The organism is Acinetobacter pengchengensis (genome assembly GCF_982235305.1).
Genome location: NZ_CEVATJ010000001.1, coordinates 744523 through 769401, shown reverse-complemented (window position 1 = coordinate 769401; position 24879 = coordinate 744523). Strand labels below are relative to the sequence as shown.

General features: G+C 41.9%; 28 protein-coding genes and 4 tRNA genes. 22 read left to right on the top strand and 10 right to left on the bottom strand.

The annotated features are described in order from the left end of the window. Positions 1-46 precede the first annotated feature (46 nt). The 11 genes from AC0T5Z_RS03775 (at position 47) to panD (ending at position 6147) form a co-directional block, all read left to right on the top strand. Positions 47-1759 carry a tetratricopeptide repeat protein gene (locus AC0T5Z_RS03775; RefSeq protein WP_291334799.1) on the top strand — a complete coding sequence of 571 codons (1713 nt, stop codon included), beginning with the start codon at positions 47-49 and terminating at the stop codon, positions 1757-1759. 7 nt (positions 1760-1766) lie between these two features. Next, positions 1767-2345, top strand: coding sequence for a lipoprotein insertase outer membrane protein LolB (gene lolB / locus AC0T5Z_RS03770; RefSeq protein ID WP_291334797.1), 579 nt, complete (start codon positions 1767-1769; stop codon positions 2343-2345). Positions 2346-2364: 19 nt separating this feature from the next. Beyond that, complete coding sequence (gene ispE / locus AC0T5Z_RS03765; RefSeq protein ID WP_291334795.1) at positions 2365-3195, top strand: 4-(cytidine 5'-diphospho)-2-C-methyl-D-erythritol kinase; 831 nt, start codon at positions 2365-2367, stop codon at positions 3193-3195. Continuing rightward, a tRNA-Gln gene (locus tag AC0T5Z_RS03760) sits at positions 3194-3268 on the top strand. The genes ispE and AC0T5Z_RS03760 overlap by 2 nt, the downstream gene beginning before the upstream one ends. Before the next feature lie 27 nt (positions 3269-3295). Next, positions 3296-3370, top strand: a tRNA-Gln gene (locus AC0T5Z_RS03755). A gap of 19 nt (positions 3371-3389) precedes the next feature. Then, positions 3390-3464, top strand: a tRNA-Gln gene (locus AC0T5Z_RS03750). A 93-nt stretch (positions 3465-3557) separates the two neighbouring features. Next, a tRNA-Gln gene (locus tag AC0T5Z_RS03745) sits at positions 3558-3632 on the top strand. Between the two features lie 36 nt (positions 3633-3668). Continuing rightward, positions 3669-4622 (top strand): ribose-phosphate pyrophosphokinase, encoded by a 954-nt coding sequence (locus AC0T5Z_RS03740; RefSeq protein WP_004972226.1) that lies wholly within the window; start codon positions 3669-3671, stop codon positions 4620-4622. Between the two features lie 101 nt (positions 4623-4723). Next, entirely contained in the window at positions 4724-5020 is a 297-nt protein-coding gene (gene rplY / locus AC0T5Z_RS03735; protein WP_004972228.1) for a 50S ribosomal protein L25, read from the top strand. A gap of 18 nt (positions 5021-5038) precedes the next feature. Further along, positions 5039-5620 carry an aminoacyl-tRNA hydrolase gene (gene pth / locus AC0T5Z_RS03730; RefSeq protein WP_004972230.1) on the top strand — a complete coding sequence of 194 codons (582 nt, stop codon included), beginning with the start codon at positions 5039-5041 and terminating at the stop codon, positions 5618-5620. Between the two features lie 146 nt (positions 5621-5766). Further along, positions 5767-6147, top strand: a complete 381-nt coding sequence (gene panD / locus AC0T5Z_RS03725; protein ID WP_291333782.1) for an aspartate 1-decarboxylase — start codon at positions 5767-5769, stop codon at positions 6145-6147. A 101-nt stretch (positions 6148-6248) separates the two neighbouring features. On the opposite strand, the gene AC0T5Z_RS03720 is transcribed toward panD, so the two are convergent. Continuing rightward, positions 6249-6734 carry a DUF1289 domain-containing protein gene (locus AC0T5Z_RS03720; RefSeq protein WP_291333784.1) on the bottom strand — a complete coding sequence of 162 codons (486 nt, stop codon included), beginning with the start codon at positions 6732-6734 and terminating at the stop codon, positions 6249-6251. A 219-nt stretch (positions 6735-6953) separates the two neighbouring features. On the opposite strand from AC0T5Z_RS03720, the gene trhO reads away from it, so the two are divergent. From trhO to AC0T5Z_RS03695, 5 genes are all read left to right on the top strand, one after another. After that, positions 6954-7886 (top strand): oxygen-dependent tRNA uridine(34) hydroxylase TrhO, encoded by a 933-nt coding sequence (gene trhO, locus AC0T5Z_RS03715; protein WP_291333786.1) that lies wholly within the window; start codon positions 6954-6956, stop codon positions 7884-7886. A 336-nt stretch (positions 7887-8222) separates the two neighbouring features. Further along, positions 8223-8510, top strand: a complete 288-nt coding sequence (locus AC0T5Z_RS03710; protein WP_291333788.1) for a hypothetical protein — start codon at positions 8223-8225, stop codon at positions 8508-8510. 75 nt (positions 8511-8585) lie between these two features. Further along, positions 8586-9200 carry a DedA family protein gene (locus AC0T5Z_RS03705; RefSeq protein ID WP_291333790.1) on the top strand — a complete coding sequence of 205 codons (615 nt, stop codon included), beginning with the start codon at positions 8586-8588 and terminating at the stop codon, positions 9198-9200. Positions 9201-9247: 47 nt separating this feature from the next. Further along, entirely contained in the window at positions 9248-9664 is a 417-nt protein-coding gene (locus AC0T5Z_RS03700; protein WP_291333792.1) for an ABZJ_00895 family protein, read from the top strand. A gap of 222 nt (positions 9665-9886) precedes the next feature. Then, the gene (locus tag AC0T5Z_RS03695) at positions 9887-10429 is read left to right on the top strand and encodes a hypothetical protein (RefSeq protein WP_291333794.1); all 543 of its coding nucleotides are present in this window, start codon (positions 9887-9889) and stop codon (positions 10427-10429) included. A gap of 144 nt (positions 10430-10573) precedes the next feature. Here AC0T5Z_RS03695 and AC0T5Z_RS03690 read toward each other — a convergent pair whose 3' ends face one another. Together AC0T5Z_RS03690 and AC0T5Z_RS03685 are read right to left on the bottom strand one after the other, a co-directional pair. Beyond that, positions 10574-11098, bottom strand: coding sequence for a YecA/YgfB family protein (locus AC0T5Z_RS03690; RefSeq protein ID WP_291333796.1), 525 nt, complete (start codon positions 11096-11098; stop codon positions 10574-10576). A gap of 68 nt (positions 11099-11166) precedes the next feature. Then, positions 11167-11376, bottom strand: a complete 210-nt coding sequence (locus AC0T5Z_RS03685) for a PA3496 family putative envelope integrity protein (protein WP_004972246.1) — start codon at positions 11374-11376, stop codon at positions 11167-11169. Between the two features lie 373 nt (positions 11377-11749). Between AC0T5Z_RS03685 and rpoD the strand changes: the two genes are divergently transcribed. From rpoD to AC0T5Z_RS03655, 6 genes are all read left to right on the top strand, one after another. Further along, positions 11750-13636, top strand: coding sequence for an RNA polymerase sigma factor RpoD (rpoD, locus tag AC0T5Z_RS03680; protein ID WP_291333799.1), 1887 nt, complete (start codon positions 11750-11752; stop codon positions 13634-13636). A gap of 113 nt (positions 13637-13749) precedes the next feature. Further along, positions 13750-14043, top strand: coding sequence for a YbeD family protein (locus tag AC0T5Z_RS03675; protein WP_291333801.1), 294 nt, complete (start codon positions 13750-13752; stop codon positions 14041-14043). 152 nt (positions 14044-14195) lie between these two features. After that, on the top strand, positions 14196-14852 hold the full coding sequence (lipB, locus tag AC0T5Z_RS03670; protein WP_291333803.1) for a lipoyl(octanoyl) transferase LipB: 657 nt from the start codon (positions 14196-14198) through the stop codon (positions 14850-14852). Positions 14853-14927: 75 nt separating this feature from the next. Beyond that, entirely contained in the window at positions 14928-15461 is a 534-nt protein-coding gene (locus AC0T5Z_RS03665; RefSeq protein ID WP_291333805.1) for a hypothetical protein, read from the top strand. 1 nt (position 15462) lies between these two features. Next, the gene (locus AC0T5Z_RS03660; RefSeq protein ID WP_435337370.1) at positions 15463-16647 is read left to right on the top strand and encodes an iron-containing alcohol dehydrogenase; all 1185 of its coding nucleotides are present in this window, start codon (positions 15463-15465) and stop codon (positions 16645-16647) included. A 268-nt stretch (positions 16648-16915) separates the two neighbouring features. After that, positions 16916-18310 carry an APC family permease gene (locus AC0T5Z_RS03655; RefSeq protein ID WP_435337369.1) on the top strand — a complete coding sequence of 465 codons (1395 nt, stop codon included), beginning with the start codon at positions 16916-16918 and terminating at the stop codon, positions 18308-18310. Positions 18311-18502: 192 nt separating this feature from the next. On the opposite strand, the gene AC0T5Z_RS03650 is transcribed toward AC0T5Z_RS03655, so the two are convergent. The 7 genes from AC0T5Z_RS03650 to rplU form a co-directional block, all read right to left on the bottom strand. Then, entirely contained in the window at positions 18503-18982 is a 480-nt protein-coding gene (locus AC0T5Z_RS03650; RefSeq protein ID WP_291333811.1) for a tRNA (cytidine(34)-2'-O)-methyltransferase, read from the bottom strand. A 37-nt stretch (positions 18983-19019) separates the two neighbouring features. After that, a complete protein-coding gene (cysG, locus tag AC0T5Z_RS03645; RefSeq protein WP_291333813.1) occupies positions 19020-20393 on the bottom strand; it encodes a siroheme synthase CysG in 1374 nt (457 codons plus the stop codon). A 63-nt stretch (positions 20394-20456) separates the two neighbouring features. Beyond that, positions 20457-21728 (bottom strand): serine--tRNA ligase, encoded by a 1272-nt coding sequence (serS, locus tag AC0T5Z_RS03640; RefSeq protein WP_291333815.1) that lies wholly within the window; start codon positions 21726-21728, stop codon positions 20457-20459. A gap of 120 nt (positions 21729-21848) precedes the next feature. Continuing rightward, positions 21849-22646 carry an RsiV family protein gene (locus tag AC0T5Z_RS03635; protein ID WP_291333817.1) on the bottom strand — a complete coding sequence of 266 codons (798 nt, stop codon included), beginning with the start codon at positions 22644-22646 and terminating at the stop codon, positions 21849-21851. A 454-nt stretch (positions 22647-23100) separates the two neighbouring features. After that, on the bottom strand, positions 23101-23799 hold the full coding sequence (gene lolA / locus AC0T5Z_RS03630; protein WP_179990204.1) for an outer membrane lipoprotein periplasmic chaperone LolA: 699 nt from the start codon (positions 23797-23799) through the stop codon (positions 23101-23103). Between the two features lie 229 nt (positions 23800-24028). Further along, positions 24029-24283 carry a 50S ribosomal protein L27 gene (rpmA, locus tag AC0T5Z_RS03625; RefSeq protein ID WP_004760935.1) on the bottom strand — a complete coding sequence of 85 codons (255 nt, stop codon included), beginning with the start codon at positions 24281-24283 and terminating at the stop codon, positions 24029-24031. Positions 24284-24302: 19 nt separating this feature from the next. After that, the gene (gene rplU / locus AC0T5Z_RS03620) at positions 24303-24614 is read right to left on the bottom strand and encodes a 50S ribosomal protein L21 (RefSeq protein ID WP_004972275.1); all 312 of its coding nucleotides are present in this window, start codon (positions 24612-24614) and stop codon (positions 24303-24305) included. Positions 24615-24879 lie beyond the last annotated feature (265 nt).

The following is a 24879-nucleotide window of genomic DNA, read 5'->3' as shown; positions in this document are numbered from 1 at the left end:
TGTGCAATAACGGTGTCATAAAAAGCATTACTTGGATCAAGAAAAATTGCGTCAAACAAATAGCCGACCATACGGCGCGACAATTAAGCAATATTCTACCACATTCTTACTGGTCGGTAGCATGGCTTCAGTTGCTCATCTTAGAGCATCTGAAGAAATTTATCATGCAAATTCAAATTATAATGCGGTAACACAAACCATGGTGGCCGAGTTTGCCTTGGCTTATGGTGATATTCCAACGGCATTACACAACTACACGGTCTTGGCAATTAAGAACAACTCGACCTCTATCAAGCAACGCGCCCTGAATATTGCCATTGAACAAAACGACCTACATGCCGCACTAGATATTGCAACACATTGGGTGGTACAAGAACCGTCCGATGTGCCTGCGCTGTTTTATTTAGCGCACATTGCGCTAAAAGCACATGAATACGACTTAGCCGCAGAAACCTTAGATAAAATTCTAAATATTGATGCCACAGCCGACTTGGAACAAATTTTGGCGGGAATTTCTCCTGAATCTGTAGAAGACCGAGAGTTTCTAATTCAAGCCCTGCGCACAAGCAAAGCCAAAGACAATCCATCGATTTTGGTATTGATTGCAGGTTTAAAAGCGCAAAATGAACAATACCAAGCCGCGCTCGATACCATTAACCAAGCATTACGCAAACGCCCGAAAGTCACTGGCTATATTTTAATGAAAGCCAATTTGTTGAGGGCACTCGGCAACGAAGAAGAAACGGCAGCTTGGTATGCCAAATCTAGCCGTAAACACAAAAATAATTTTGAAGTCCGTTTAGCCGAAGCCAAATATCTAGTCAAAAAGAATGAAGCGACACAGGCGCTAAGCAAACTCGAAGCGATTTTAAAAAAATGGCCAGATGAAGACGAAGCTTTGTTTCTTGCGGGTTTAACCAGTATTGACTTAAAGCAATACGAAAAAGCTGAAAAATACTTGGTCGAGCTACGCTATTCTGCGCAATATCAAAATGAAGCTTATTATTATTTAGCAGTCAATGCAGAACGTAAACAGCACTATGAAACAGCCAAAGCCTATTATCGTTTGGTAGATGGTAGCCTTTATACGGTTTCACGTCGCAATATGATCAGTATTTTTGCCCAGCAAGATAAACTGAACGATGCACTACGCTTTTTAACGCAGGAACGGGTCAATTATCCTCAGCATGCCAGTTTTTTATATCAGGCACAGGCCGATATTTTAAAACGTATGGATAATAAAAAAGCAGCGCTGCGTTTGCTAGATGAAGCCATCAAAAACCTACCCGATGATCCTGAGCTGATCTATTCGGAAGTCTTACTACTCGATGCACATCAAGAAAAAGATAAACTAGATCAACTGCTCAATAAGTTACTGGAAATTGAGCCGAACAGCCCAACCTATTTAAATGCTTACGCCTATACCCTTGCGCTGCAAAATCGCCGTTTAGACGAAGCGCGTCGCTATGTGGAACAAGCACTTGAGTTTGCCCCTGAACAGGCCTCTATTTTAGATACCTTAGGTTACGTCAGCTATTTACAAAATGACTATACCGCTTCGGCACAAGCGTTGGAAAAAGCCTACGCACTGAGTCATAGTGCCGCGATTGGTTCACGCTATGCAAAATCGTTGTATATGCAAGGTGATATTCAAAAATTCAGTCAAGTGTTACAACAATTACAACAAAATCATCCGAATGATCCGCAATTGCAACAATTAAATTCGCTATTGTTACCGCAGCCAGTTAAAAAGAGTTAAATGATTTATGCGTTTATTTTCAAAGTTAGGATTAACCCTTTTTGCCACCAGTAGCCTTGTGATGACAGGTTGTCAGCCTTTCGTACAAAAACCAGTCAATGCTTCACAGCAAGTTGAAGCAGAAAATCAATTTAACCTGCAAGGCAAAATTGGCGTGCGCACCCCGCAGCAGTCTGGCAGTGCCTTTTTTACGTGGGTACAGCAGCAACAGCAGTTTGACATTGAACTGAGTGGCATTTTAGGTGTCGGTAAAACCCAAATTAGCGGACAACCTGGGCAAGTTACTCTGAACAGCGCCAAAACAGGTTTGATTTATGCAGAAAGTCCTGAAGAATTATTGGAACGTGCCACAGGCTGGCAAGCGCCTATTACCCATTTAATCGACTGGGTACAAGCCCGCCCTGCAACCATAGATGCTCAAATTCAAAAAGACCCGCAACAGCGCCCTACGCAATTTATTGAAGACGGCTGGACAGTCGACTTGAGCTATAACGACAGTGCCAGTTTGCCAAACCGCCTGATTTTGAAACAGGGACTTGAATCAGGGCAAGAAAACCGTATTACAATGCTCATCCAAAATCGTTAATCACTTGCCAAGTTTAGCCATGATTCGTGTACCCTCACCTGCCAAATTAAATCTGTTTTTGCACATTACTGGGCGTCGTGACAACGGCTACCATGAATTGCAGACTATTTTTCAACTGATTGATTTATATGACTGGTTAGAATTTGAAGTCAATGATACTCAAAGCATTCAAATTCACGGTTTAAATAGTGTCGATTTAGAGCAAAACCTGATTTACAAAGCCACGCAAATTTTAAAGCCTTACGCGAAACAAACTACAGGTTTAAATATAGCAATTGAGAAGCACATTCCCATGGGTGCGGGGCTTGGTGGAGGTTCATCCAATGCCGCAACCACCTTAATTGTGGTCAATCAACTGTGGCAATGTAGCCTCGATACTCAAAAACTGGCAGAACTGGGTTTACAGCTCGGATCAGATGTACCGATCTTTGTGCATGGTCGCAATGCATGGGCGGAAGGGATTGGTGAACAGTTAACATTCATAGACTTAGCCCCAAAACAATATATTGTGTTAAAACCTGACTGTTTTATCAGCACTCAACTACTTTTTTCACAAAAAATATTGACAAGAAACACGAAGCCCACTAAATTCTGCGGCTATCAGATAAAGCCATCTGACTTTGGAAATAATTTTGAGCCTGTGGCGCGAAGTTTATACTGCGAAGTGGATGAAGCAATGCGTTATTTAGACCAGTTTGGTCAAGCAAAGCTTACAGGTACAGGTGCTTGTGTCTTTACTGAAGTGACTGCAGAAATGAATGTAGACGACATTTTGGCCCACTCACCATGTACTGCGTACGTTGTGAATAGCTTAAATGAATCTCCATTACGACATTTCACAGTACAATAGGGGTATCGCCAAGTGGTAAGGCACCGGTTTTTGATATCGGCATCCGTTGGTTCGAATCCAGCTACCCCTGCCATCTCTCTCACCTGTAGATTACTGTATTAGGGGTATCGCCAAGTGGTAAGGCACCGGTTTTTGATATCGGCATCCGTTGGTTCGAATCCAGCTACCCCTGCCATCTTACAGTGATCAAATCTAGGGGTATCGCCAAGTGGTAAGGCACCGGTTTTTGATATCGGCATCCGTTGGTTCGAATCCAGCTACCCCTGCCATTTTCTCGCATTAGACAGAACCCCCAATATTATCGCTATCCTGTTAATTTACCTTGACAGAATGCAGTAAAAATATTAAAGTTCTGCCGCATTAGGGGTATCGCCAAGTGGTAAGGCACCGGTTTTTGATATCGGCATCCGTTGGTTCGAATCCAGCTACCCCTGCCATCTATTCCTACACACACCAACCGCCAAGGGTGCTTCATGCCCAATCTTGTCGTTTTTAGTGGAACCGCGCATCCACAATTCGCTCAAAAAGTCGTAAGCCACTTGCACATTCCTTTAGGTGCTGCATCAGTTTCTACCTTCTCTGATGGTGAGATTGCTGTAGAGATTACCGAGAATGTCCGTGGTAAAGACGTATTTATCGTACAACCTACTTGTGCGCCAACCAATGACAACCTCATGGAAATCTTGGTGATGGCTGATGCTTTGCGTCGTGCAAGTGCTGGTCGTATTACTGCCGTTATTCCTTACTTCGGTTATGCCCGCCAAGACCGTCGTCCTCGTTCTACACGTGTTCCAATTACAGCCAAAGTGGTTGCAGATATGCTAACGACTGTGGGTATTGACCGTGTGGTGATGATTGACTTGCACGCAGACCAAATTCAAGGTTTCTTCGACATCCCTGTAGACAACATTTACGGTACGCCTGCGCTATTGGCTGACCTGCGTCAACAGTCACATGACAACCTCATGGTGGTTTCACCAGACGTTGGTGGTGTGGTTCGTGCACGCGCTGTTGCAAAACAAATGGGTGATATCGATCTTGCAATTATCGATAAACGTCGTCAAAAAGCGAATGAATCACAAGTGATGCATTTGATTGGTGATGTAAAAGATCGTGACTGTGTCATTGTAGATGACATGGTAGATACTGCGGGTACATTATGTAAAGCCGCTGATGCACTGAAAACTTTTGGTGCACGTCGTGTTGTTGCTTATGCAACCCACCCTGTACTTTCAGGCAAAGCAATTGAAAACCTGAAAAATTCTGTGATTGATGAACTGGTTGTTACCGACACCATTCCTCTTTCAGAAGAAGCTCAAGCACTTGGTAAAATTCGCCAAGTATCTGTAGCAAGTATGGTTGCAGAAACAATTCGTCGTATTAACAACGAAGAATCTATTAGCGCAATGTTCGATTCTTATCTATAATGGTGCGCTGAATTTTCAAAGCCCTGCCATTTGGCAGGGTTTTCTATCACTAGATTGGTCGCAGATCTGGTTTATTTAAACTCAAAATAAGGATGTCTATCATGGCAAACTTCGTATTAAACGCTCAAGCGCGTGAAGCAGCTAATCAAGGGAAAGGTGCGAGCCGCCGCCTTCGTCACGCTGCATTAGTTCCAGCTATCATTTATGGTGGCGACGCTGAGCCAGTAACAATCACTTTAGAACTTCGTGAGCTTGTAAAAGCATTAGAAAGCAATGCTTTCTTTGAAGAAGTTGTAGAAATCAAAGTAGGTGACAAAGTTGAAAACGTGAAAATCCAAGCGTTACAACGTCACCCTGCTAAAAACACACCAATGCACGCTGACTTCAAACGCGCATAAGTGTTCGTGGTGTAATTAGTGGCTAATATTTCACTGATTGTTGGTTTGGGTAACCCTGGTAAAGAGTATGCCCAAACCCGCCATAATGCAGGCTTTTGGTTTGTAGAGCGCCTTGCAGATCAATATGGCATTACACTAAAAGCCGATCCTAAATTTCATGGGATCAGCGGACGTGGTAATATCGAAGGTCAAGACGTTCGTCTGTTATTACCCACAACCTTTATGAACCGTTCTGGTCAAAGTGTTGTTCCCTTCGCCAAATTCTATCAAATTGCACCTGAGGCAATGCTGATTGCTCATGATGAACTGGATATGAACCCAGGGATCATTCGCCTAAAAACTGGCGGTGGTCATGGTGGACATAATGGTTTACGTGACATCGTGCCGCACACAGGTCCAAATTTCCATCGATTACGCATTGGTATTGGGCATCCGGGTTCAAAAGAACGCGTGTCTGGTCATGTACTGAGCAAAGCACCAAGTAGCGAGCAAACTTTAATGGATGATGCACTTGCACATGCATTAGGTCGTATCAAGTTACTGGTCAATGGCGAAGTACAACAAGCCATGAATCAAATCAATGCCTATAAACCGAACTGATGAATCCACAATTGTTGAACAATCACACTTGCCATGTCGCTATTTTCAGAGCAAAATGCGTTTTCTGCTCGGAACTGACATCCATTCAGCAGTGTTTGAATTCAACCATAAGATAAAATCTTAGGTCCACTAAGGAGACGCTCACCATGCTATCTCGTTTATTAAAATGCAAAATCCACCGTGCTTTTGTGACTCATGCAGAACTTCACTACGAAGGTTCATGTGCAATTGACGGAACACTCATGGATTTGGCTGGCATTCGTGAATATGAAGAAATCCACGTATGGAACGTGACCAATGGTAAGCGCTTCACAACTTATGCAATTCGTGGTGAAGATAACTCCGGCATCATTTCAGTCAATGGTGGTGCTGCACATCAAGCCAATGTAGGCGATATTATTATTATTGCAACCTTTGGTGACTTTACTGAAGCAGAAGCCAATGCACACGAACCACGTTTAGTCTATGCAAACCCAGACAATACCGTGAGCCACACTGCAAACTGTATTCCTGTACAAGTGGCTTAAGCCATTATTGTACAAAATAAAAAACTCGCAGATTTTGCGAGTTTTTTATGGCTCAATCAAAGTCTATCTACTCTTTACAGACCCATAACAAGAATTACAAATTAGTCATCCTGCAAATTATGCAATAAGCTATGGCTGATGCCATCGGCACGTAAGAATGCAAAGTCATAACTTGCGGTTGCAAGTGCCAACACGCGACGCTCAAATTCCTGCCACAAAGGCCGCACTTCTTTGTAGTGAATACCCAAACCACTTTCATCGGTAAAATGTCGATTTTTTTCACAAATTTTCAGTGCGTGGTATAGCTTACGCCCTTTTGAAGCATCATCACGTAAACGCACACGCTTAGACCGTATAAACCCTTCAACATGACGCAAGTCAGCAAAAGGCAGCATAGGCACTAAAATCTGATCGAGCTGTGCATCTAAGCGACGCCAAACGGCAGTGTGTTGTTCAGGCGTATAGCTGTTCCATTGAATCACTTCATGGTTAAAGCGACGACAACCTCGACAGACAGCATCACCAAACACCGTAGAACAACGACCTGCACACGGGGTTAAAGTGGCAATTTGACGCTCCTTACTCAACACAATACTCCAATATTTAACAACACCTGTTGGCTTATCAATCTGAACACATGATTCTTCTTTGAAACGAGTGGCATCATACCCCGTTCTGCTCCATTTTTAAAATGCTGTGTTGCCCTTTAAAAAACCATGTTCTGTGCTCGGTTTTCTCGCATATTCATACTAAGCAGGTTAGAATATGCGCCTTAAATTTTTGTCATTCATCTATTGGAGTACTCCATGAACGCTACTGTAGAACAGCTTGCACCTGTAGAACAGCCAGCGACCACGACTTGGGTTGTTGCCGCACTTTATCAATTCAAAGAAGTTGCAGATCCCGCCGATCTTCAACAACGCTTATTAAATTTGGTAAATTCAATCAACCTTTGCGGTACTCTTATTGTGGCAGGTGAAGGCATTAATGGAACTGTGGCGGGTGACCGTTCTGCCATTGATCAACTTCACAAATTTCTATTAGATGAAGGCTTTACCGCAATGGAATACAAAGAGTCGCTCAGCTCTGAAAAACCATTCCGTAAAATGAAAATTAAACTGAAAAAAGAAATTGTGACTTTGGGCGTAGACGTAAAACCACGTGATTTAGTCGGTCACTACCTAGACCCTAAAGAATGGAATGAACTGATTGCTCGTGACGATGTCATTCTGATTGATACTCGTAATGACTATGAATACAAAGCAGGAACGTTTAAGGGTGCAATTGACCCGAAAACCGAAACTTTCCGTGAATTTCCAGAATATGTGAAGCAAAACCTAGAACAGCACAAAGATAAAAAAATTGCGATGTTCTGCACAGGCGGGATTCGCTGTGAGAAATCGACATCTTTATTACTGCAAGAAGGTTTTACCGAGGTTTATCACTTAAAAGGTGGCGTGCTTAGATACTTAGAAGAAACACCAACCGATGAAAGCTTATGGGAAGGTGAATGTTTCGTATTTGATGGGCGTACTGCGGTAACTCATGGTATGCAAGAAGGTCAAAACACCAAATGTCATGCTTGCGGTTGGCCATTACTGCCTGAAGAAGTTGCACTACCAAGCTATGAACACGGTGTATCTTGCGTGTACTGTATTGATAAAACCAGTGAGAAACAAAAAGAAGGTTTCCGTATGCGCCAATCACAAATTGCCGCAGCTAAACGTAAACGTCTGTAATCCATTCAGGCTCATACACATCAACAAGGTCTAATCAAAGCCATATTGATGTTGTATCAACCGATCATCTTAAAAAGTCCTCATCTAGTATGCGGACTTTTTTTATGCCGACTCACGCTTCACGCAAGATTACATAGAACATAAAAATACAACGCTTGTTTACTAAGCATTGCGTAATATCCCAAGATTGAGTGATAGCATTCAATCAAAACAAGCCACAAAATCCGTGGCTATATTGGTGCAGAAGTTCAGAATACACTCAACATCTTCCATGCCCCAAAATTCAAGGATCGTTATGTATTCCTAAATTTATATGCCGCAACCTGGAGTGCCGCTATGTCTAAAACAAAAATTTCAACTTCAATGCACACACTACGTTTTACACCTGTAAAAGCAGTGGCTGTTGCGCATAGTGCAACAAACCAAGATTGTTTGGAACAAGAATCACATACTTTTATTGTGGCTTTCGGTGCAATTTTAGGCGGTATTATTGCGGCATTTGTGGGCTACCATCTGCAAGCGCATTTCTTGAATTACGCCCTGCTCTGTGTCATCCCTATCCTCGTGGCGTATAGCTTAAGACGTGTATATATCCACACCCTGACCCATGCAGAGCTTGATTAAATCTACATTGCGCAAGACTTTACTGTTTGACCAATACTGTTTAGGATTGAAGCACTTTTCCAAAGCACGACTTGCATGAACTTAACTGAATGGATTATTTCGATTATGGAACAATTGGGCTATCTTGGTATTGCCCTGTTGATGTTTCTAGATAATGTTTTTCCACCCGTTCCCTCTGAAATTATTATGCCTTCTGCAGGCTACTCTGCATCGCAAGGGCAATTACTGCTACTGGGTGTCATTATTGCGGGCTGTATCGGCTCATTGGTTGCGGCGGCACTGTTATATTGGGTGGGTTATCGTTGCAAACATGAAAGTATTTACCACTGGGTGAGTCGCTACGGTAAATATCTATGGATTAAAGAACAAGATGTCCGAAATTCCTTGCACTGGTTTGAACAATACGGACATCGGATTGTATTTTTTGGGCGCATGATTCCTGCTATTCGTTCTCTAATCAGTATTCCTGCAGGCATGAGCCACATGCCATTTTGGAAATTTATGTTTTATAGTGGTTTAGGTACAATCATTTGGACCACTTTTTTAGCCTGTGTGGGTTATTATTTTGGTGAAAACCAACAATTGATGCAGCAAATTTTCAGTAAGGTCAGTCATGTCATTATTGGATTGGTCCTCTTGGTCATTGTCATTCTTTTATACCTTAGGCATAAACGTAAAATGCGTGGTTAATGCTCGCGTTGCTATTCAATTGAATCAATTTTTTGGGGAAATCAGACATGAAACCATATTTATTATTTTTTGCTGCGGTTTACAGTATTGCGCTGGTGTTACTCATTACCGTATTAATTTTTGGTCTAAAATTAGGTGGTATAACCCTGCTCCCTGCATTAATTGCCGCAGCATTCATTAGTGCAGGCCATTTTGTCAAAAAAGAACAACGCTTACCGAGCAGTGATGAAAAAATTCAACTGGTCTGGGGCTCAAGTGCTGTCGCGATTATTATTGGTAGTTTCTTTGTGTTTTTCTTGGTACTCATGAACCCAAATGCAGAAGAAATTTTAAAAGCAGCAGATAAAGCAGGATTGGCTTTGGCTGCCGTGATCATGCTGTGCCTGATTGCCATTCATGGTGCTGTATTTCATATTGCTTACAACTGGTACGCAAACCGTTACTACCATAAGAAATTCTTATAAAATTTTACTGAATTGTTGTATTAGACACCCAAAACCAACAGCACACACCTAAAAACTACAACTACGCGCAGCATCATACATAAACTTACTTCAGACATGCGCTGTAACTGAAACACCTTGTGAATGGGGTATAAGGCTACATTTTCATCGCCTAAGCTTAGTTCATTCATAGCGATTATGAAAACACAGCAATAACTCATACAACTAGAAAAGGTGATTCGCATGTCAGATTTTAAACGCAATGAACAGATTGACCGTGATGTGGTTAAAAATTTATCCAAAGAAGAACGTGATCGTTTAAATGCCGACCCGATTACAGGTGAGCCGGGTGCCCACCCTGTTGGTACAGGTCTAGGCGCAGTTGGTGGAGCTGCAACAGGAGCAACTGTTGGTGCATTAGGCGGCCCTGTAGGTGCTGTTGTTGGCGGTGCTGTAGGTGCCGTTGTTGGTGGATTGGCTGGTAAAGGCGCTGCAGAAGTAGTAAACCCTACCGAAGAAGAAGCGTACTGGCGTGCCAATAGTCTCAATACTGTCTATTATGCAGAAACACGCAGTCATTACCCAGATTTAGAATATGACCGTGACTACCAAAATGCCTACCGTGTTGGTTATGAAAACCGCCCACATTATGATGCACATACCCGCTTTGAAGATGTCGAACCCGATTTAAAAAGCAAATGGGAACAAATTAAAGGCAGTTCTCGTTTAACTTGGGAACAAGCAAAATTTGCGGTAAAAGATGCCTGGGATCGTGCTACACGCTAATTGGCGTAGTTCAACTAAGTTGAAACATACATCATTGATGTATTCATCCTAGCCACAAAAAAGCACTGCATTTAGCAGTGCTTTTTTAGCTATTCACGCTTTCAAATATACACAAACATGAATCTAACCAATAGATTCGGCAGCTTATTTAGGTGTGTGATACATCAAATACAATTCATTCAGATTTTCTGGAATTTCTTCTGCAATCTCGTCCATTAACTGACCATTGCGACGGAAAGACTCCATTTGCGGGTCTTCTTCATCAATGCCACTAAACACCATCATTGGCAAAGTTAAATCAACCAATTGTTCTTCAAATTCAGGGGTGAACCACGCTTCTTCGTTCAAGAACATCGCATCTACAAAACCAACACTCCAGTCACCTAAGCTAGAATCAACTTCCGCTTCTTCAATTTCAAATGGAAATTCAATGCCTTCTTCATTGGCTAAACTTTGGCGAATACTTTCTAGCCATGCCTTAATTTGCGCGATAATTTCGGCAGGTACTTTGTTTTGATTGCCTTCAAATAATTCATTTAACCATGGGTCAAATTGAGGTCCAACTGCAATGGCACACAAGAAACCATGTGTTGCAGCGAAGTCTAGACCATATTCGTTTTGGTCACCATCTAGATATTCACTTAACAGGTCTAAATCTAAAGCAGTCATTTCAAATCCATAGGTGTCAATTTAGGGATGTAGCATAGCATTTTCAGCGGGTGATGCAGAACCTGATTTTAGTCGTCTTCGTCGTCAAAATCGTCGTCATCGTCAAAATCATAATCAAAATCTTTGAGCTCACGTTCCAAACGACGTTGTGCGAGTAAATCATCAATCAAACGGCGCTTTTCTAAAGATTCTTTCGCGCTTATTTTGTTTGATGCCTCATCGAAATTAACATCATCATCACCGTAGTTATCATCTAGTTCAAAATCTGTAGAAGACACTAAAACTACCTCAGAATGAAAAAATGTGAAGGGTCTAGCCGCTATTTATCTGCCTTTATAAATATTGTCAAGTTTTATTTATTTTTTTCAAAAAACTGCAACATACGCACATTGCAACATACTTTAAAATTTGTGTATATATTAGCAAGTTAGTATCATTATTCAGGATTGGCCCCAATCATAAAAATATTTTGCGGGCAAAAAGGAAATTGACTTGAAAAACAGTAATGAAGCCCCATATTCCAATCACATTCTTCATTCAAACATCATTTTAAAATCATGCTTGATTGATCAATTCCAACCCTATTTAAAGCGAATTGTGCTATCATGCACGGTTTTTCACTGCCACAGATTCAACGAAGAGTAAGCAAAGATGAGCGATATGAATTCCCCTACTTCGCAAGTAGCGGCTCTGATTAGCCGAGGCAAAGAGCAAGGTTACCTAACTTACGCTGAGGTTAACGATCATCTCCCGGACTCAATCACGGAAAGCGAACAGATTGAAGACATTATTCAAATGCTTCAAGACGTCGGTATTCCTGTGCATGAACGTGCGCCTGAATCTGATGATGCAATGTTCGAGGAAAATGCGGAAGCTGCCGACGAAGTTGCTGAAGAAGAAGCTGCAGCGGTACTTGCCTCTGTAGAAAATGAGCCTGGTCGCACCACAGACCCTGTGCGTATGTATATGCGTGAAATGGGCACGGTTGAGCTGTTAACGCGTGAAGGTGAAATTAGCATTGCGAAACGTATTGAAGAAGGGATTCGCGATGTACTTCACTCGATTGCCTACTGGCCAAACGCAGTGCAAGTGGTACTGCAAGAATATAAAGATTATGAAGCGGGTGAACGCCGCCTTGCCGATATTTTATCGGGTTATTTAGACCCTGAAACCGATGAAGAAATTCCAGAAGTTTTAGAAGACGAAGCCGATTTAGACAAAGAAGAAGATACCAGCAAAAAACCGACCAAAGACGTCAAACTTGATGATGACGATGAGGAAGAGGAAGCTGAAGCCGAAGAAGAATCTGAAGCAGATTCAGGTCCAGACCCAGAAATTGCAAAAATGCGTTTTGGTGAGTTGGAACAGGCTTATCTTGCAAAAATTGCAGCCATTGAAAAACATGGTCGTGAAAGTGCTGAAGCTCAAGAAGCTTTAGAAGCTTTAGCGACTGTATTCATGATGTTTAAATTTACGCCACGTTTATTCGATATTATTTCGGAAATGATTCGTGGTACACATGAACAAATTCGTACTGCTGAACGTGAAGTGATGCGTTATGCGGTGCGTCGTGGTCGTATGGATCGTACTGTATTCCGTACCTCATTCCCAGGTCAGGAATCTAACTTTGCTTGGTTAGATGAGCACATTGCCAAAGCACCTGCCGACCAAAAAGGCTATTTGGAAAAAGTACGTCCAGATATTTTGGCGTTCCAACAAAAAATTGCCGATATTGAAAAGGAGCTAGGCTTAGATGTTAAAGGCATCAAAGACATTTCTAAGCGTATGGCAGTAGGCGAAGCCAAAGCCCGCCGTGCGAAAAAAGAAATGGTTGAAGCCAACTTGCGTCTGGTGATTTCGATTGCGAAAAAATACACCAACCGTGGTTTGCAATTCCTAGACTTGATTCAAGAAGGTAACATCGGCTTGATGAAAGCGGTAGACAAGTTCGAATACCGTCGTGGTTATAAGTTCTCAACTTATGCGACATGGTGGATTCGTCAGGCAATTACCCGTTCTATTGCCGACCAAGCGCGTACTATTCGTATTCCAGTGCACATGATCGAAACCATTAACAAGATCAACCGTGTATCGCGTCAATTGCTTCAGGAAATGGGTCGTGAACCGACTCCTGAAGAATTAGGTGAACGCTTGGAAATGGACGAAGTTAAAGTTCGTAAAGTGCTGAAAATTGCCAAAGAGCCGATTTCTATGGAAACGCCAATTGGTGATGATGAAGATTCACATTTGGGTGACTTCATTGAGGACAGCAACATCACTTCACCAGTCGATGCGGCAACCTCTGAAGGCTTAAAAGAAGCGACCCGTGAGGTGCTTGAAAACTTGACTGAACGTGAAGCCAAAGTTCTGAAAATGCGTTTTGGTATTGATATGCCAACCGATCATACTTTGGAAGAAGTGGGTAAGCAGTTTGATGTGACCCGTGAACGTATCCGTCAGATTGAAGCCAAAGCTTTACGTAAACTTCGTCACCCTTCTCGTTCTGAACACTTACGTTCGTTCTTGGAAAATGACTAAGATTGTTGCATAAATGAGCTATTGAAATTTTACAATACAGCCTCATTTATTCAACAAGACCTAAAACGCCTGCCCTATGCAGGCGTTTGATATAGAGATAGAGACATACGCTTATGACGTTATTCAACCGCACCCCATCTCGTGAACTGCAAGAACATCTTTGGGTGTTTCCAATGGATTACCCAATTAAACTCATTGGTGAGGCAGGTGATGAACTACGTATTGCTGTGGTTGAAATTTTAGTGAAACACTTTCCTGAGTTTGATGCACAAAGCATCAGCATTACCCCATCACGCACAGGCAAGTATCATTCAATCACAGCGCAATTACGTTTTGAAGAATTGGAACAAGTGCATGCGATTTATGCAGATTTGGCGGCTTGCCCACTAATTAAAACTGCATTGTAATTTTGTAGATTGATTTTCAATTAACACGCTTTCGGGCGTGTTATTTGTTTTTATGCTGCCAAAATCTTATTCAATCCACAAATCCCCTACAGCTGCTACATTTTCGTATAATAAAATCAATTTCTTGCTTTTATGGATAGGACTGCATCACTGTGGATAATACACAACGGCCAAACCTAATTATTCGTCAATATCATGACCTGACTGACTATGAAGCACGTTTTCAAGAAATGAAACACTGGACTGAACAACGTGATGGTGACAGCCCTGACCAACTCTGGATTTTGCAACATCCGAATGTACTCACCCAAGGGCAAGCAGGCAAAGCCGAACATATTTTAATGGCGACAGATATTCCTGTAGTACAGACTGATCGCGGTGGTCAAGTGACATGGCATGGCCCGGGTCAATTGGTCGCCTATTTCATGTTTGACCTGAACCGTTTGGGCTGGAATGTCCGTACTTTGGTATCATATGCCGAAAACTTGATGATTGAGCTGCTTAAAAAATACGGTATTAAAGCCTATGCCAAAGCAGATGCACCTGGTGTATATGTCAATGAACGAAAAATTGGCTCGCTCGGTTTTAAAATTCGTAAAGGTCGCAGTTATCACGGTTTTGCTCTTAATATTGATTGTGATTTAACAGGTTTTCAAAGTATTAACCCTTGCGGCTATGCAGGTTTAGAGATGGTACGTGTGATGGATTTAGTCAATGACTATCCACATTTTGAAAACTTCTGCGCAGATATCATTGAAACTTTACAAAACAGCGGTTACTTTAATGACGTTCAAGTCATTCACGTATAAATGGCTTTCTTTTCAATAAGAAATAAAATAGAGTATTTACTCTAAATAATGATTTATAACACAGGGATTCAGCGCGTGATTTCAACTAAATCTGTGAAACCCGCTTTGCAACTGGCCTATGTCAAACTCATGATGGATGTGATTGGCAGAGGTTTAGTCATGGCAAGTCAGGTCGATGAAGAAATTAAACAAGAAGTTGCCAAATTTCCCAGCAACTTTGTGTTGTCTATGAAAGTCTTTCCGAATGGTCCAGCCTTTGTTGCCAAAGTCACTGCAGATCATCAACTGGAATTGCTGCAGAATACAGCACAAAAACCAGATTTAACCATTACCTTCAAACATTTAAACCATGCTTATTTGGTTTTTTCCTTTCAGGAAAGTACCGCACAGGCCTTTGCGCATGACCGCATGATTGCCGATGGCGATGTGTCTTATGCAATTCGCTTGGTACGTTGTCTGAATAAAATGGAAGCGCTCATCTTGCCTAAGCTAGTAGCAGAATTGGCGGTAAAACAATACCCGACTGAACTCAGCTTAAAAGAAAAACTATCAAGTGCAGCCAATATTTATTTAAAAGTTGCCCAATCTTATTTCAAACGGAGTGCATAACATGACGAAGCCTTATTACGAATTTTTTTGCCCAGTCAAAGTCATTGCAGGTCATGCAGCACTTGAACACATCCCGTTTGAATTGGCAACCTTAGGCTCTCAGCGCCCAATGATCATTACTGACAAAGGCGTGCGTTCCAACAATTTGCTTGCACCGATTGAAGCTGCTTTTGAATCTACCGATGCCGTAATTGGCTATATTTTTGACGATGTTCCGCAAGATTCAAGTGTGGCAACAGTACGTCGTGCTGCTGAGCTGTACCGTGAAAACAACTGTGATTCCATTATCGCTGTGGGTGGCGGCTCAGTCATTGACACCTCTAAAGCCACCAATATTTTAGTCAGTGAAGGCGGTGAAGACTTGTTGCAATATTCAGGTGCACATAACTTACCACGTCCGCTAAAACCATTTTTTGTGATTCCAACTACATCAGGCACAGGTTCAGAAGTCACAATGGTTGCGGTGGTATCTGACACCGAAAAGAATGTCAAAATGCCGTTTGCATCATATTACTTAATGCCACATGCAGCCATTTTAGACCCACGTATGACGCAAACCTTGCCACCACATTTAACAGCAATGACAGCAATGGATGCCATGACGCACGCCATTGAAGCTTATAGTTGCATGGCAGCAAACCCAATTTCTGATGCTTATGCCACAGCAGCAATTAAGAAAATCAGCAGTAACCTATTCAATGTATTAGATAATCCAAGTGATGAACAAGGTCGTTTAGAATTAGCACAAGCATCAACCATGGCGGGCATTGCATTTTCAAACTCTATGGTGGGTTTGGTGCATTCCTTAGGTCATGCGTTGGGTGCTGTGGCACATTTACCACATGGACTCTGCATGAATTTATTCTTGCCATACGTGTTGGAATACAACAAAGACGTCAATGCTGATAAAATTGCCGAGCTGTTATTACCGTTGGCTGGCGCAGATATTTACGCACAAACCCCTGCACATTTACGTGCCGATAAAACCATTTCGACACTCTTAGCCATTCGAGACCGTTTATACGCACTGACCAAATTGCCACGAACTTTACAAGAAACGGGTAAAGTCAGCGAAGCGCAATTAGATGAAGTGGCTGAAAAAGCCCTGAACGATGGTTCGATTATTTACAACCCGAAAGAGGCCAATTTAGAAGAACTCAAAGCTATCTTAAAAAAGGCTTGGTAATTCCTACAAAATAGGCCAATATAACCGAAAATCTAGCCTGATGTTTTTCTAAACATCGGGCTTTTCATTGGTAGACTGCTGCGTCTGATGTTTTTTCATCAATATGGCCTTTTTTCTGCTAAAAAAGAAAGCAAAGATACTGACAAAGCGCGTCATTATAGAGTAGATTGGCGCGTTTTTACTTTTTTATGTAGGGGGGATTGTTCGTCTCAAACAATCCTGAACAAACATGACTGATCCTTGATCAACGATTAAGAGGATAACGCCGTTGACAAATATCTCTGGGACTCAATCGGCAGCTAAACTGCAAAAAACGCTAGGACTCTGGCACATTATTATTATTGGTTTAGCCTACATTCAACCGATGACGTTATTCGACACTTTCGGTTTAGTATCGGAAGAAAGTCATTTTCACGTACCCACATCTTATATTTTTGCACTGGTTGCCATTTTGCTCACGTCTTTGAGTTATGGTCACATGATTCGTCGTTACCCATCTTCAGGGTCGGCGTATACCTATGCTCAAAAATCCATTCACCCCAATGTCGGCTTTATGGTGGGTTGGTCATCTTGGCTAGATTATTTACTTTCACCCATGGTCAACATCATCTTGGCAGTGATTTATTTGGAAGCCTTATTCCCTGAAGTGAATCACTGGATTTGGGTGGTGGTACTCACCGCATTTATGACAGGTGTTAACTTGCGTGGTGCGCGCTTTGTGGCGAACTTCAACAGCTTGATTGTGTTAATCCAGCTGGTGGTGATTGGCGTCTTTACTTGGATGATGTTCACCAAATTACAAGCTGGTTTTAATGCCGATGGCCCAATCACTGCCGAACAACGCTATCAGTTATGGAGCTTGCAACCATTTTGGAATGAGTTAACTTCGGTAGGCGCATTAATTACGGGTGCAACCCTACTCTGCTTCTCATTTACAGGCTTTGACTCACTCAGCTCACTTGCAGAAGAAACCAAAGACACTGAAAAAACCTTACCAAAAGCGATTTTCTTAACTGCACTAATTGCAGGCGTAATTTTCATTGTTAGCACCTATTTCATGCAGATTTATTTCCCGAATGAACCAGGTAGCTACTTTAAAAATATCGCAGAAACTCAGCCAGAAATTTTACTGTTGGTGGGTGGCTCGCTGTTCCAATCTTATGTACTGACCTTTGCAATTGTAACGGTGATGGCATCCGGTATTTCAGCGCATGCAGGTGTATCACGCTTAATGTATGTGATGGGTCGTGATGGCGTGATCAACAAAAAACTCTTTGGTCATATCAGCCCACGTAACTACACGCCTTCATATAACATTCTAATTGTGGGTGCTGTAGCCTTAACTGCTGGTTTTATGGATCTAGATTTTGTGATTTCATTGATCAGCTTTGGTGCACTCACCGCATTCAGCTTCGTGAACTTATCTGTAATTTCACGTTATGCACTGCGTGATGGTCGTACCAAAGGCTTAAAAGACATTCTCAATTTTGTGATCGTACCATTATGCGGCTTTATTGCAGTCTTTGCTTTATGGCTCGAAGTCGATGAAACTTCATTGAAGTATGGCTTATGGTGGGCGATGTTTGGAGTTTTATACCTCGGTTATAAAACCAAAGGCTTTAAACACCCTGCTCCGCAGCACAATGAGTTTGATGATCGCTAAAAGACAAATAGCATCTCAATTTTAAGAACAGGCGCTTTATGCGCCTTTTCTTGTGCCCGAAATGAGTTGCAGCATTAAATCAGCAAAATAACCAAAACAAAAAAGCTGAGTACAATTTAGCCTCAGCTTTTTATCCATCAAGGAAGATTATTGATGCTGAAGATCGCCCCAATTTAATAAATGAATGTCAAATTAGAGCAATACTTTAAAACCTTGCTGACGCCATGCTTCATACACAATTACAGCCGTTGCATTGGACAAGTTTAAACTGCGTGAGTTTTCTGCCATTGGTAAACGAATCCAGTGCTGTTGCGGAAACAACATGCGTACAGCTTCTGGCAAACCGCGTGTTTCAGGCCCCATCAACAAGGCAACCGGTCGGTTTAAATCTGAAGTATGCGGTGTTTCTGTGCCTTTGGTGGTTAATGGATAAATCGCATCCAAACCCACGCCTTTGCTGTCTAAATCAGCCAAACATTGCTCAAGATTATCCCAAATTTGCATACGTGCCCATTCGTGATAATCCAAACCTGCACGTTTTAGCTTTTTATCATCCAACTCAAAACCTAATGGCTGAATCAAATGTAATTGCGCACCTGTATTGGCACATAAACGAATGATATTGCCTGTGTTGGCTGGAATTTCAGGCTCATATAAAACAACATGAATCACTTGTTTCTCTCACTTTGTCAGGGCGCAATCATACACCCTACAACCATTGTAACTGTTCACGCAGACTCACCACTTCACCAATAATGGTCAAGGTAGGCGCCTGAATTTGGTGCTGTTCGACTTTGCTGGCAATATTCGCCAACGTCCCCACCACCACTTTTTGTTCAGGTGTCGTGCCTTTAGAAATTAAGGCGACAGGCATATCCGCCCGTTGTCCATGCGCAATCAGTTTTTCACAAATGCTTTCCAAGCCAACCAAGCCCATATACAGCACCAAAGTCTGATTTTCATACACCAATTCTGACCACGGCAATTCAGGGGAACCTTCTTTTAAATGTCCAGTCAAGAAACGCACACTTTGCGCATAATCTCGGTGGGTCAGTGGAATACCCGCATAAGCCGCACAGCCCGACGCTGCAGTAATGCCTGGTACGACCTGAAATGACACACCTGCTTCATACAACTCTTGAATTTCTTCACCGCCACGCCCAAAAATAAAAGGATCACCACCTTTTAAACGGCAAACTCGCTTACCTGCTTGTGCATATTTAACCAATAACGCATTAATACCTTCTTGCGGCACAGCATGGTTAGAGCGCGCCTTTCCAACATAAACTTTTTCAGCATCACGGCGGCACAATTCCAAAATGGGTGCAGACACCAAACGGTCATAAATCACCACATCGGCTTGCTGCATTAATCGTAAGGCTTTTAAGGTCAGCAATTCAGGATCACCCGGCCCTGCACCAACCAAATACACCTCGCCTTTCGGTGTTTGCCATTCCGCTAAAGCGTGTTGTATGCTTTGGTTTGCAGCGTCAAGATTGTCATTGAACACCTGTTCTTTAAGAGGGCTAGCATATAACTCCTCCCAAAAAATACGGCGCTCTTCTGGATTTACAATTTTCTGTTTTACCGCTGCACGCCACTGACCTGAAAACTCAGCCAGTTTTCCCATGCCATGCGGAATACTGCTTTCCAGTTGAGTACGAATTTGACGTGATAACACGGGAGATGTGCCATTACTTGCAACTGAAATCACTAAAGGCGAACGGTCAATGATCGCAGGCACCATAAAACGACAATGTGGCGGATCATCAACACTATTGACCAGCACATTTTCGGCTTCGCAAGCTGCAAAAACTTGCTGATTGACCAAATTGTTATCTGTTGCAGCAATCACCAAACGATAGTGACGCAACGCAGTAGATGAACTAAAAACATCCTGCACATACTGCCCATGACTCTGCTGCACCAGTTGCAGTAAACTGTCATCAATTTCAGGAGCAAGTACATCAATTTTTGCGCCCGCTTTAGCCAGTAACAGTGCTTTACGATAAGCAATATGTCCACCGCCCACAATCAAACAAGGTTGCTGCTGCAACTTTAACGAGATTGGAAAAATATCCACACGAAACCTCAATATTTAAATCTGTTTGTAAGCAATTTCATCCTAAGCCGAATCTTACTCAACTTAGTCTATAAACTCTAAACCGCCCATGTACGGACGTAATACTGCAGGAATTTCAATCGAACCATCAGCACGTTGATAATTTTCCATAACGGCCAATAAAGTACGTCCTACAGCCAGACCTGAACCGTTTAATGTATGCACAAATTCAGTTTTCTTTTGGTCGGCACGGTAGCGTGCTTTCATACGACGCGCTTGGAAATCACCCATGTTTGAGCATGATGAAATTTCACGGTAGGTATTTTGACTTGGCACCCAAACTTCTAAGTCGTAGGTTTTTGTTGCACCAAAGCCCATATCGCCACCGCATAGAATAATTTTACGGTACGGTAAACCAAGTGCCTGTAAAATGCCTTCAGCATGTCCAGTCAATTCTTCTAAAGCCTGCATTGAGGTTTCTGGCTTTACGATCTGCACCATTTCGACTTTATCAAATTGGTGTTGGCGGATTAAACCACGAGTATCGCGACCATAAGAACCCGCTTCGCTGCGGAAACAAGGTGTATGCGCGGCATATTTTAATGGCAAGCGTTCAGGGTCAATGATTTCATCACGTACAAAGTTGGTGACAGGAACTTCGGCAGTTGGAATTAGATAGTATTCTTTTTCACCTTGTAATTTGAATAAATCTTCTTCAAATTTAGGCAGTTGCCCAGTACCACGCAGTGATTCTGCATTGACTAAATACGGTACATAAGCTTCGGTATAACCGTTTTGAACAGTATGCGTATCTAACATGAACTGTGTAATTGCACGTTGTAAACGCGCCAACGGCCCTTTCAGAACACTAAAACGGGAACCTGTCAGTTTGGTTGCAGTTTCAAATTCCAAACCACCCATCATTTCGCCAAGGTCGGTATGATCTTTAATTTCAAAATCAAACTGGCGTGGTGTACCCCATTTCAATACTTCTACATTATCAGCTTCATCTTTACCTTCAGGCACAGACTCATCGGGCAAGTTTGGAATAGACAGCAATTTGGCTTCTAACTCATCTTGCAATTCTGCCAAAGCCACTTCAGCAGTTTTGATTTCATCACCAATGGCAGCCATACGTGCCATAATTTCAGAAGCATCGCCACCTGCTTTTTTAATCTGACCGACTTGTTTGGCACCCGAATTACGTTCTGCCTGTAAGGCTTCGGTTTTAGATTGCAATTCTTTACGACGTGCTTCGAGTGCTGCCCACTCTGCCACATCTAACTGCACACCACGTTTTGCCAAGGCTAAATTTACAGCCTCAATATTATTTCTGAGTAATTTCGGGTCAATCATAGCCAATCTTGGAATAAGAAAAAAACTGGCTATAGTGTAAGCGCTTCGGGTTAAAAAATACAGTAACCCGATTCACAGCTGCACCTTATTACAGCAATCTCTGCGTATTTTTGTGCAATTTTATTGGCTCGGATACTGCGGCAAACTTGGTAAATATTCAGGCTTGATCAATTGTGCTGTTGCGTAATAAGGCAACACCAATTCAGGCATACCTTCTGCATAAGAGGCAAGCTCATACAACGGATAAACAAAGACCAAACCATTGGCACCATAATAAAAATTATCGCTCAGTTTAAACTTTTCACGGGAAATATCATGTTCATTTAGCCAATTATAATTATGGTTAAACAATTCTTCTGTCATTTTGGCTTCTGAATTTGGCAGCATAATATCTTGCAGCGCCAAACGCTTTTTCTGCTTTAAATCAAAAGTTACAAATTCTTGGTGATGAATACCGTGCGCTGCACCCGCAGGATAACTATAGCTTTGCAGACTAAACGTGGCTAAATTGGCGTGTTGCCCGATATATCGCACATAGCTAGAGCTCTGACTCTGCTGCATAGGATCAGTTTCTTCGACATTTGGCGTTTCATTTGATGCCGCAGTTTTGGAAAATGCAATAGGGTCTGCCTTTTGCAAACGCTGCATAAAATATTCATCAATCCACGCCACATTGGTTTTTACCGTCTGAATATCATAAGCAGTGCAGCCATCTTCATCACAAATTTGCTGTTGTGGCAATTTAAGCGCCAGCACTTTAGCTTGAATCACGGGAAGATCAGCTGCAACAGCTGCAGGCGCAGTTTGCTCTGTTTTGGTTTTTGAAGCTGTGTCATTTTTAGGCTGACATGCCGTCAATATCAATACTGAACTTAAAGTGACAGCACCCCACAATACCTGTGATTTTAAATATTGCATTAAATTCCCCTCTACCACGACTCATAAAATCCGATGATTTGAAATGCAAGCCTACACAAATCTTGCGATAAAATTGGTTCAATTAAATTAGTCAAGACTATAGATAACTCTTGCTGTTCAATCCTAGAGCAGTTGTGTAACGGAATAATCGGGGGATAAAATTATTTAAAATTTCTTCTCAGTTTTTTGCTTGATTATTTTTATTTTTTCATTATAAATCAAAATATTGTAGGCATTTCACTAATGCATAATGATGATCTGTGATAACTCCGTCTATATCCTGCATACTACAAAATGTGAATTATCCCAAGATTTATCCACAGAAATTGTGGATTTTTAGGGAAGCTATTCAAATAAATTTCTACTGTGCTGAAGTTAAAACCTTCTCCCTGCGGGAGAAGGCTCGGATGGGGATAGCAAATTATGCTAAAAAACAACGTACGGAATCATTCGATTATTGATCAATAATATCGGTGCCTTTTGGTGGAGTAAAATTAAAGGTCGATGCAGGAATTTTGGCATTAACTTTCACATTGTTAAAACGCACATGCGTGGTTTGACCCAATGAATCCTGCAAAATCATTAAAGTTGGCGCGTTACGTGCACCAAAACTAATAGTTAAACTCTGAAATACGCCATCATCACTTTTTGGGTATAAGGTGTAATAGGTTTTTGACTTATTCGGCTGGGTCACACGATACGACTGCATAATTTGATTGGTATTACCCGAAAGCAATAATGCAGGTGTATTCGCCACTTGATCATCTAAACTTTGACGTACCGCTTGCTGTAAGTCTGGGTCATAAATCCATACCGTTTTACCTGTGGTTACAATTGTCTGTTTGGCTGGACTGGTGGTTTCCCAGAAGAATTTGCCTGGACGTTCAACTTTCATCACGCCTTTAAAATTCTGGTTCATGTGTTGAGCCGATAGACCACGGTTTGGCAAAGCCTTGCCATTGTTGCTGACTTTGGTAGTTTGCTCAAAATTAGCAGTGAAACTTTTAATACCGTTTAATTGTTTAACTAAATTTGCTGTCGCCTGTTGCTCCGATGCTGCCACTGGCGCAGCAAACACTGTGGTACTCATGATTGGTGCTAAAGTCGTTGCACCCAATGCCACAGCACACATGGTTTTACGAAGCATATTCATAGATTCACCTTTTTATATTTGCTTAGTCGCAATGTTTTGGATGTCCCATCTTAAACCAATTTCTGGCGCTAATATGATAGAAAATAAGAAGTTTTGTATTGTTATTAATATAATATGTAGAAATTTATCCATCATGATGAAGATATAAAAAGCATCTACTTCTGAGTTTTTTGCAATCTTATAGGCATAAAAAAACCCACAATCACTTGTGGGTTTTTTCTATTGTTGCTTACGCTTCAACAGATACGTAGCGACGGCCAAATTGACCTTTCACTTCGAATTTTACTACGCCGTCAGCAGTAGCAAATAAAGTATGGTCACGGCCCATACCTACGTTTGCACCAGCGTGGAATTCTGTACCACGTTGACGAACGATGATGTTACCAGCAGTTACAGTTTGACCACCGTAAACTTTAACACCTAACATCTTAGGATTCGAATCACGACCGTTCTTAGTCGATCCACCGGCTTTTTTAGTTGCCATGTCTATTTACTCCTAGTGATTAGCCTGCAATACCAGTAATTTTCAACTCGGTAAACCATTGACGGTGACCTTGTTGCTTACGGTAGTGTTTACGACGACGCATTTTAACAATACGGATTTTGTCGTGACGACCATGACCAACCACTTCTGCAGTTACTTTAGCGCCAGCAACAACTGGAGCACCGATTTGAACGTTGTCACCGTTTACAACCATTAATACGTCATCAAACGTAATAGTTGCGCCAGTTTCAGCTTTCAATAATTCAACTTTAAGGGTTTCACCCTCAACAACACGGTGCTGTTTACCACCGCTTTGGATTACTGCGTACATAATGTACTCCAAACATGCCCGTGTCGTCGTGCCGATAAAGGGATATATCGATCTTAAAACGAACGCCACTGGGGGTTATTCAAGGGCAAGGATTTTAAGGGATATTCACACAAACAACAAGCCATTTGCGGCAATTATTGCACAACAAGGTTGATTGTTTAATACACAGCCACGTAAATGACTTTTGCAGCCTTATCCATCTTCAATGGGTCAATCCATATAGCCAGATTGTGTTGGCGTAAACTGACATGCTTGTTAAAATCAT

Coding starts and splice junctions, on each gene's coding strand:
- AC0T5Z_RS03690 (WP_291333796.1), bottom strand. CDS start 11,098: ATGACTGCTTTAGATTTAGACCTGTTAAGTGAATATCTAGATGGTGAC.
- lolA (WP_179990204.1), bottom strand. CDS start 23,799: ATGAATATGCTTCGTAAAACCATGTGTGCTGTGGCATTGGGTGCAACG.
- AC0T5Z_RS03660 (WP_435337370.1), top strand. CDS start 15,463: ATGACGAAGCCTTATTACGAATTTTTTTGCCCAGTCAAAGTCATTGCA.
- AC0T5Z_RS03700 (WP_291333792.1), top strand. CDS start 9,248: ATGAAACCATATTTATTATTTTTTGCTGCGGTTTACAGTATTGCGCTG.
- AC0T5Z_RS03740 (WP_004972226.1), top strand. CDS start 3,669: ATGCCCAATCTTGTCGTTTTTAGTGGAACCGCGCATCCACAATTCGCT.
- AC0T5Z_RS03705 (WP_291333790.1), top strand. CDS start 8,586: ATGAACTTAACTGAATGGATTATTTCGATTATGGAACAATTGGGCTAT.
- lolB (WP_291334797.1), top strand. CDS start 1,767: ATGCGTTTATTTTCAAAGTTAGGATTAACCCTTTTTGCCACCAGTAGC.
- AC0T5Z_RS03710 (WP_291333788.1), top strand. CDS start 8,223: ATGTCTAAAACAAAAATTTCAACTTCAATGCACACACTACGTTTTACA.
- rpoD (WP_291333799.1), top strand. CDS start 11,750: ATGAGCGATATGAATTCCCCTACTTCGCAAGTAGCGGCTCTGATTAGC.
- rpmA (WP_004760935.1), bottom strand. CDS start 24,283: ATGGCAACTAAAAAAGCCGGTGGATCGACTAAGAACGGTCGTGATTCG.
- AC0T5Z_RS03675 (WP_291333801.1), top strand. CDS start 13,750: ATGACGTTATTCAACCGCACCCCATCTCGTGAACTGCAAGAACATCTT.
- AC0T5Z_RS03695 (WP_291333794.1), top strand. CDS start 9,887: ATGTCAGATTTTAAACGCAATGAACAGATTGACCGTGATGTGGTTAAA.
- rplU (WP_004972275.1), bottom strand. CDS start 24,614: ATGTACGCAGTAATCCAAAGCGGTGGTAAACAGCACCGTGTTGTTGAG.
- ispE (WP_291334795.1), top strand. CDS start 2,365: ATGATTCGTGTACCCTCACCTGCCAAATTAAATCTGTTTTTGCACATT.
- rplY (WP_004972228.1), top strand. CDS start 4,724: ATGGCAAACTTCGTATTAAACGCTCAAGCGCGTGAAGCAGCTAATCAA.
- AC0T5Z_RS03635 (WP_291333817.1), bottom strand. CDS start 22,646: ATGCAATATTTAAAATCACAGGTATTGTGGGGTGCTGTCACTTTAAGT.
- trhO (WP_291333786.1), top strand. CDS start 6,954: ATGAACGCTACTGTAGAACAGCTTGCACCTGTAGAACAGCCAGCGACC.
- panD (WP_291333782.1), top strand. CDS start 5,767: ATGCTATCTCGTTTATTAAAATGCAAAATCCACCGTGCTTTTGTGACT.
- serS (WP_291333815.1), bottom strand. CDS start 21,728: ATGATTGACCCGAAATTACTCAGAAATAATATTGAGGCTGTAAATTTA.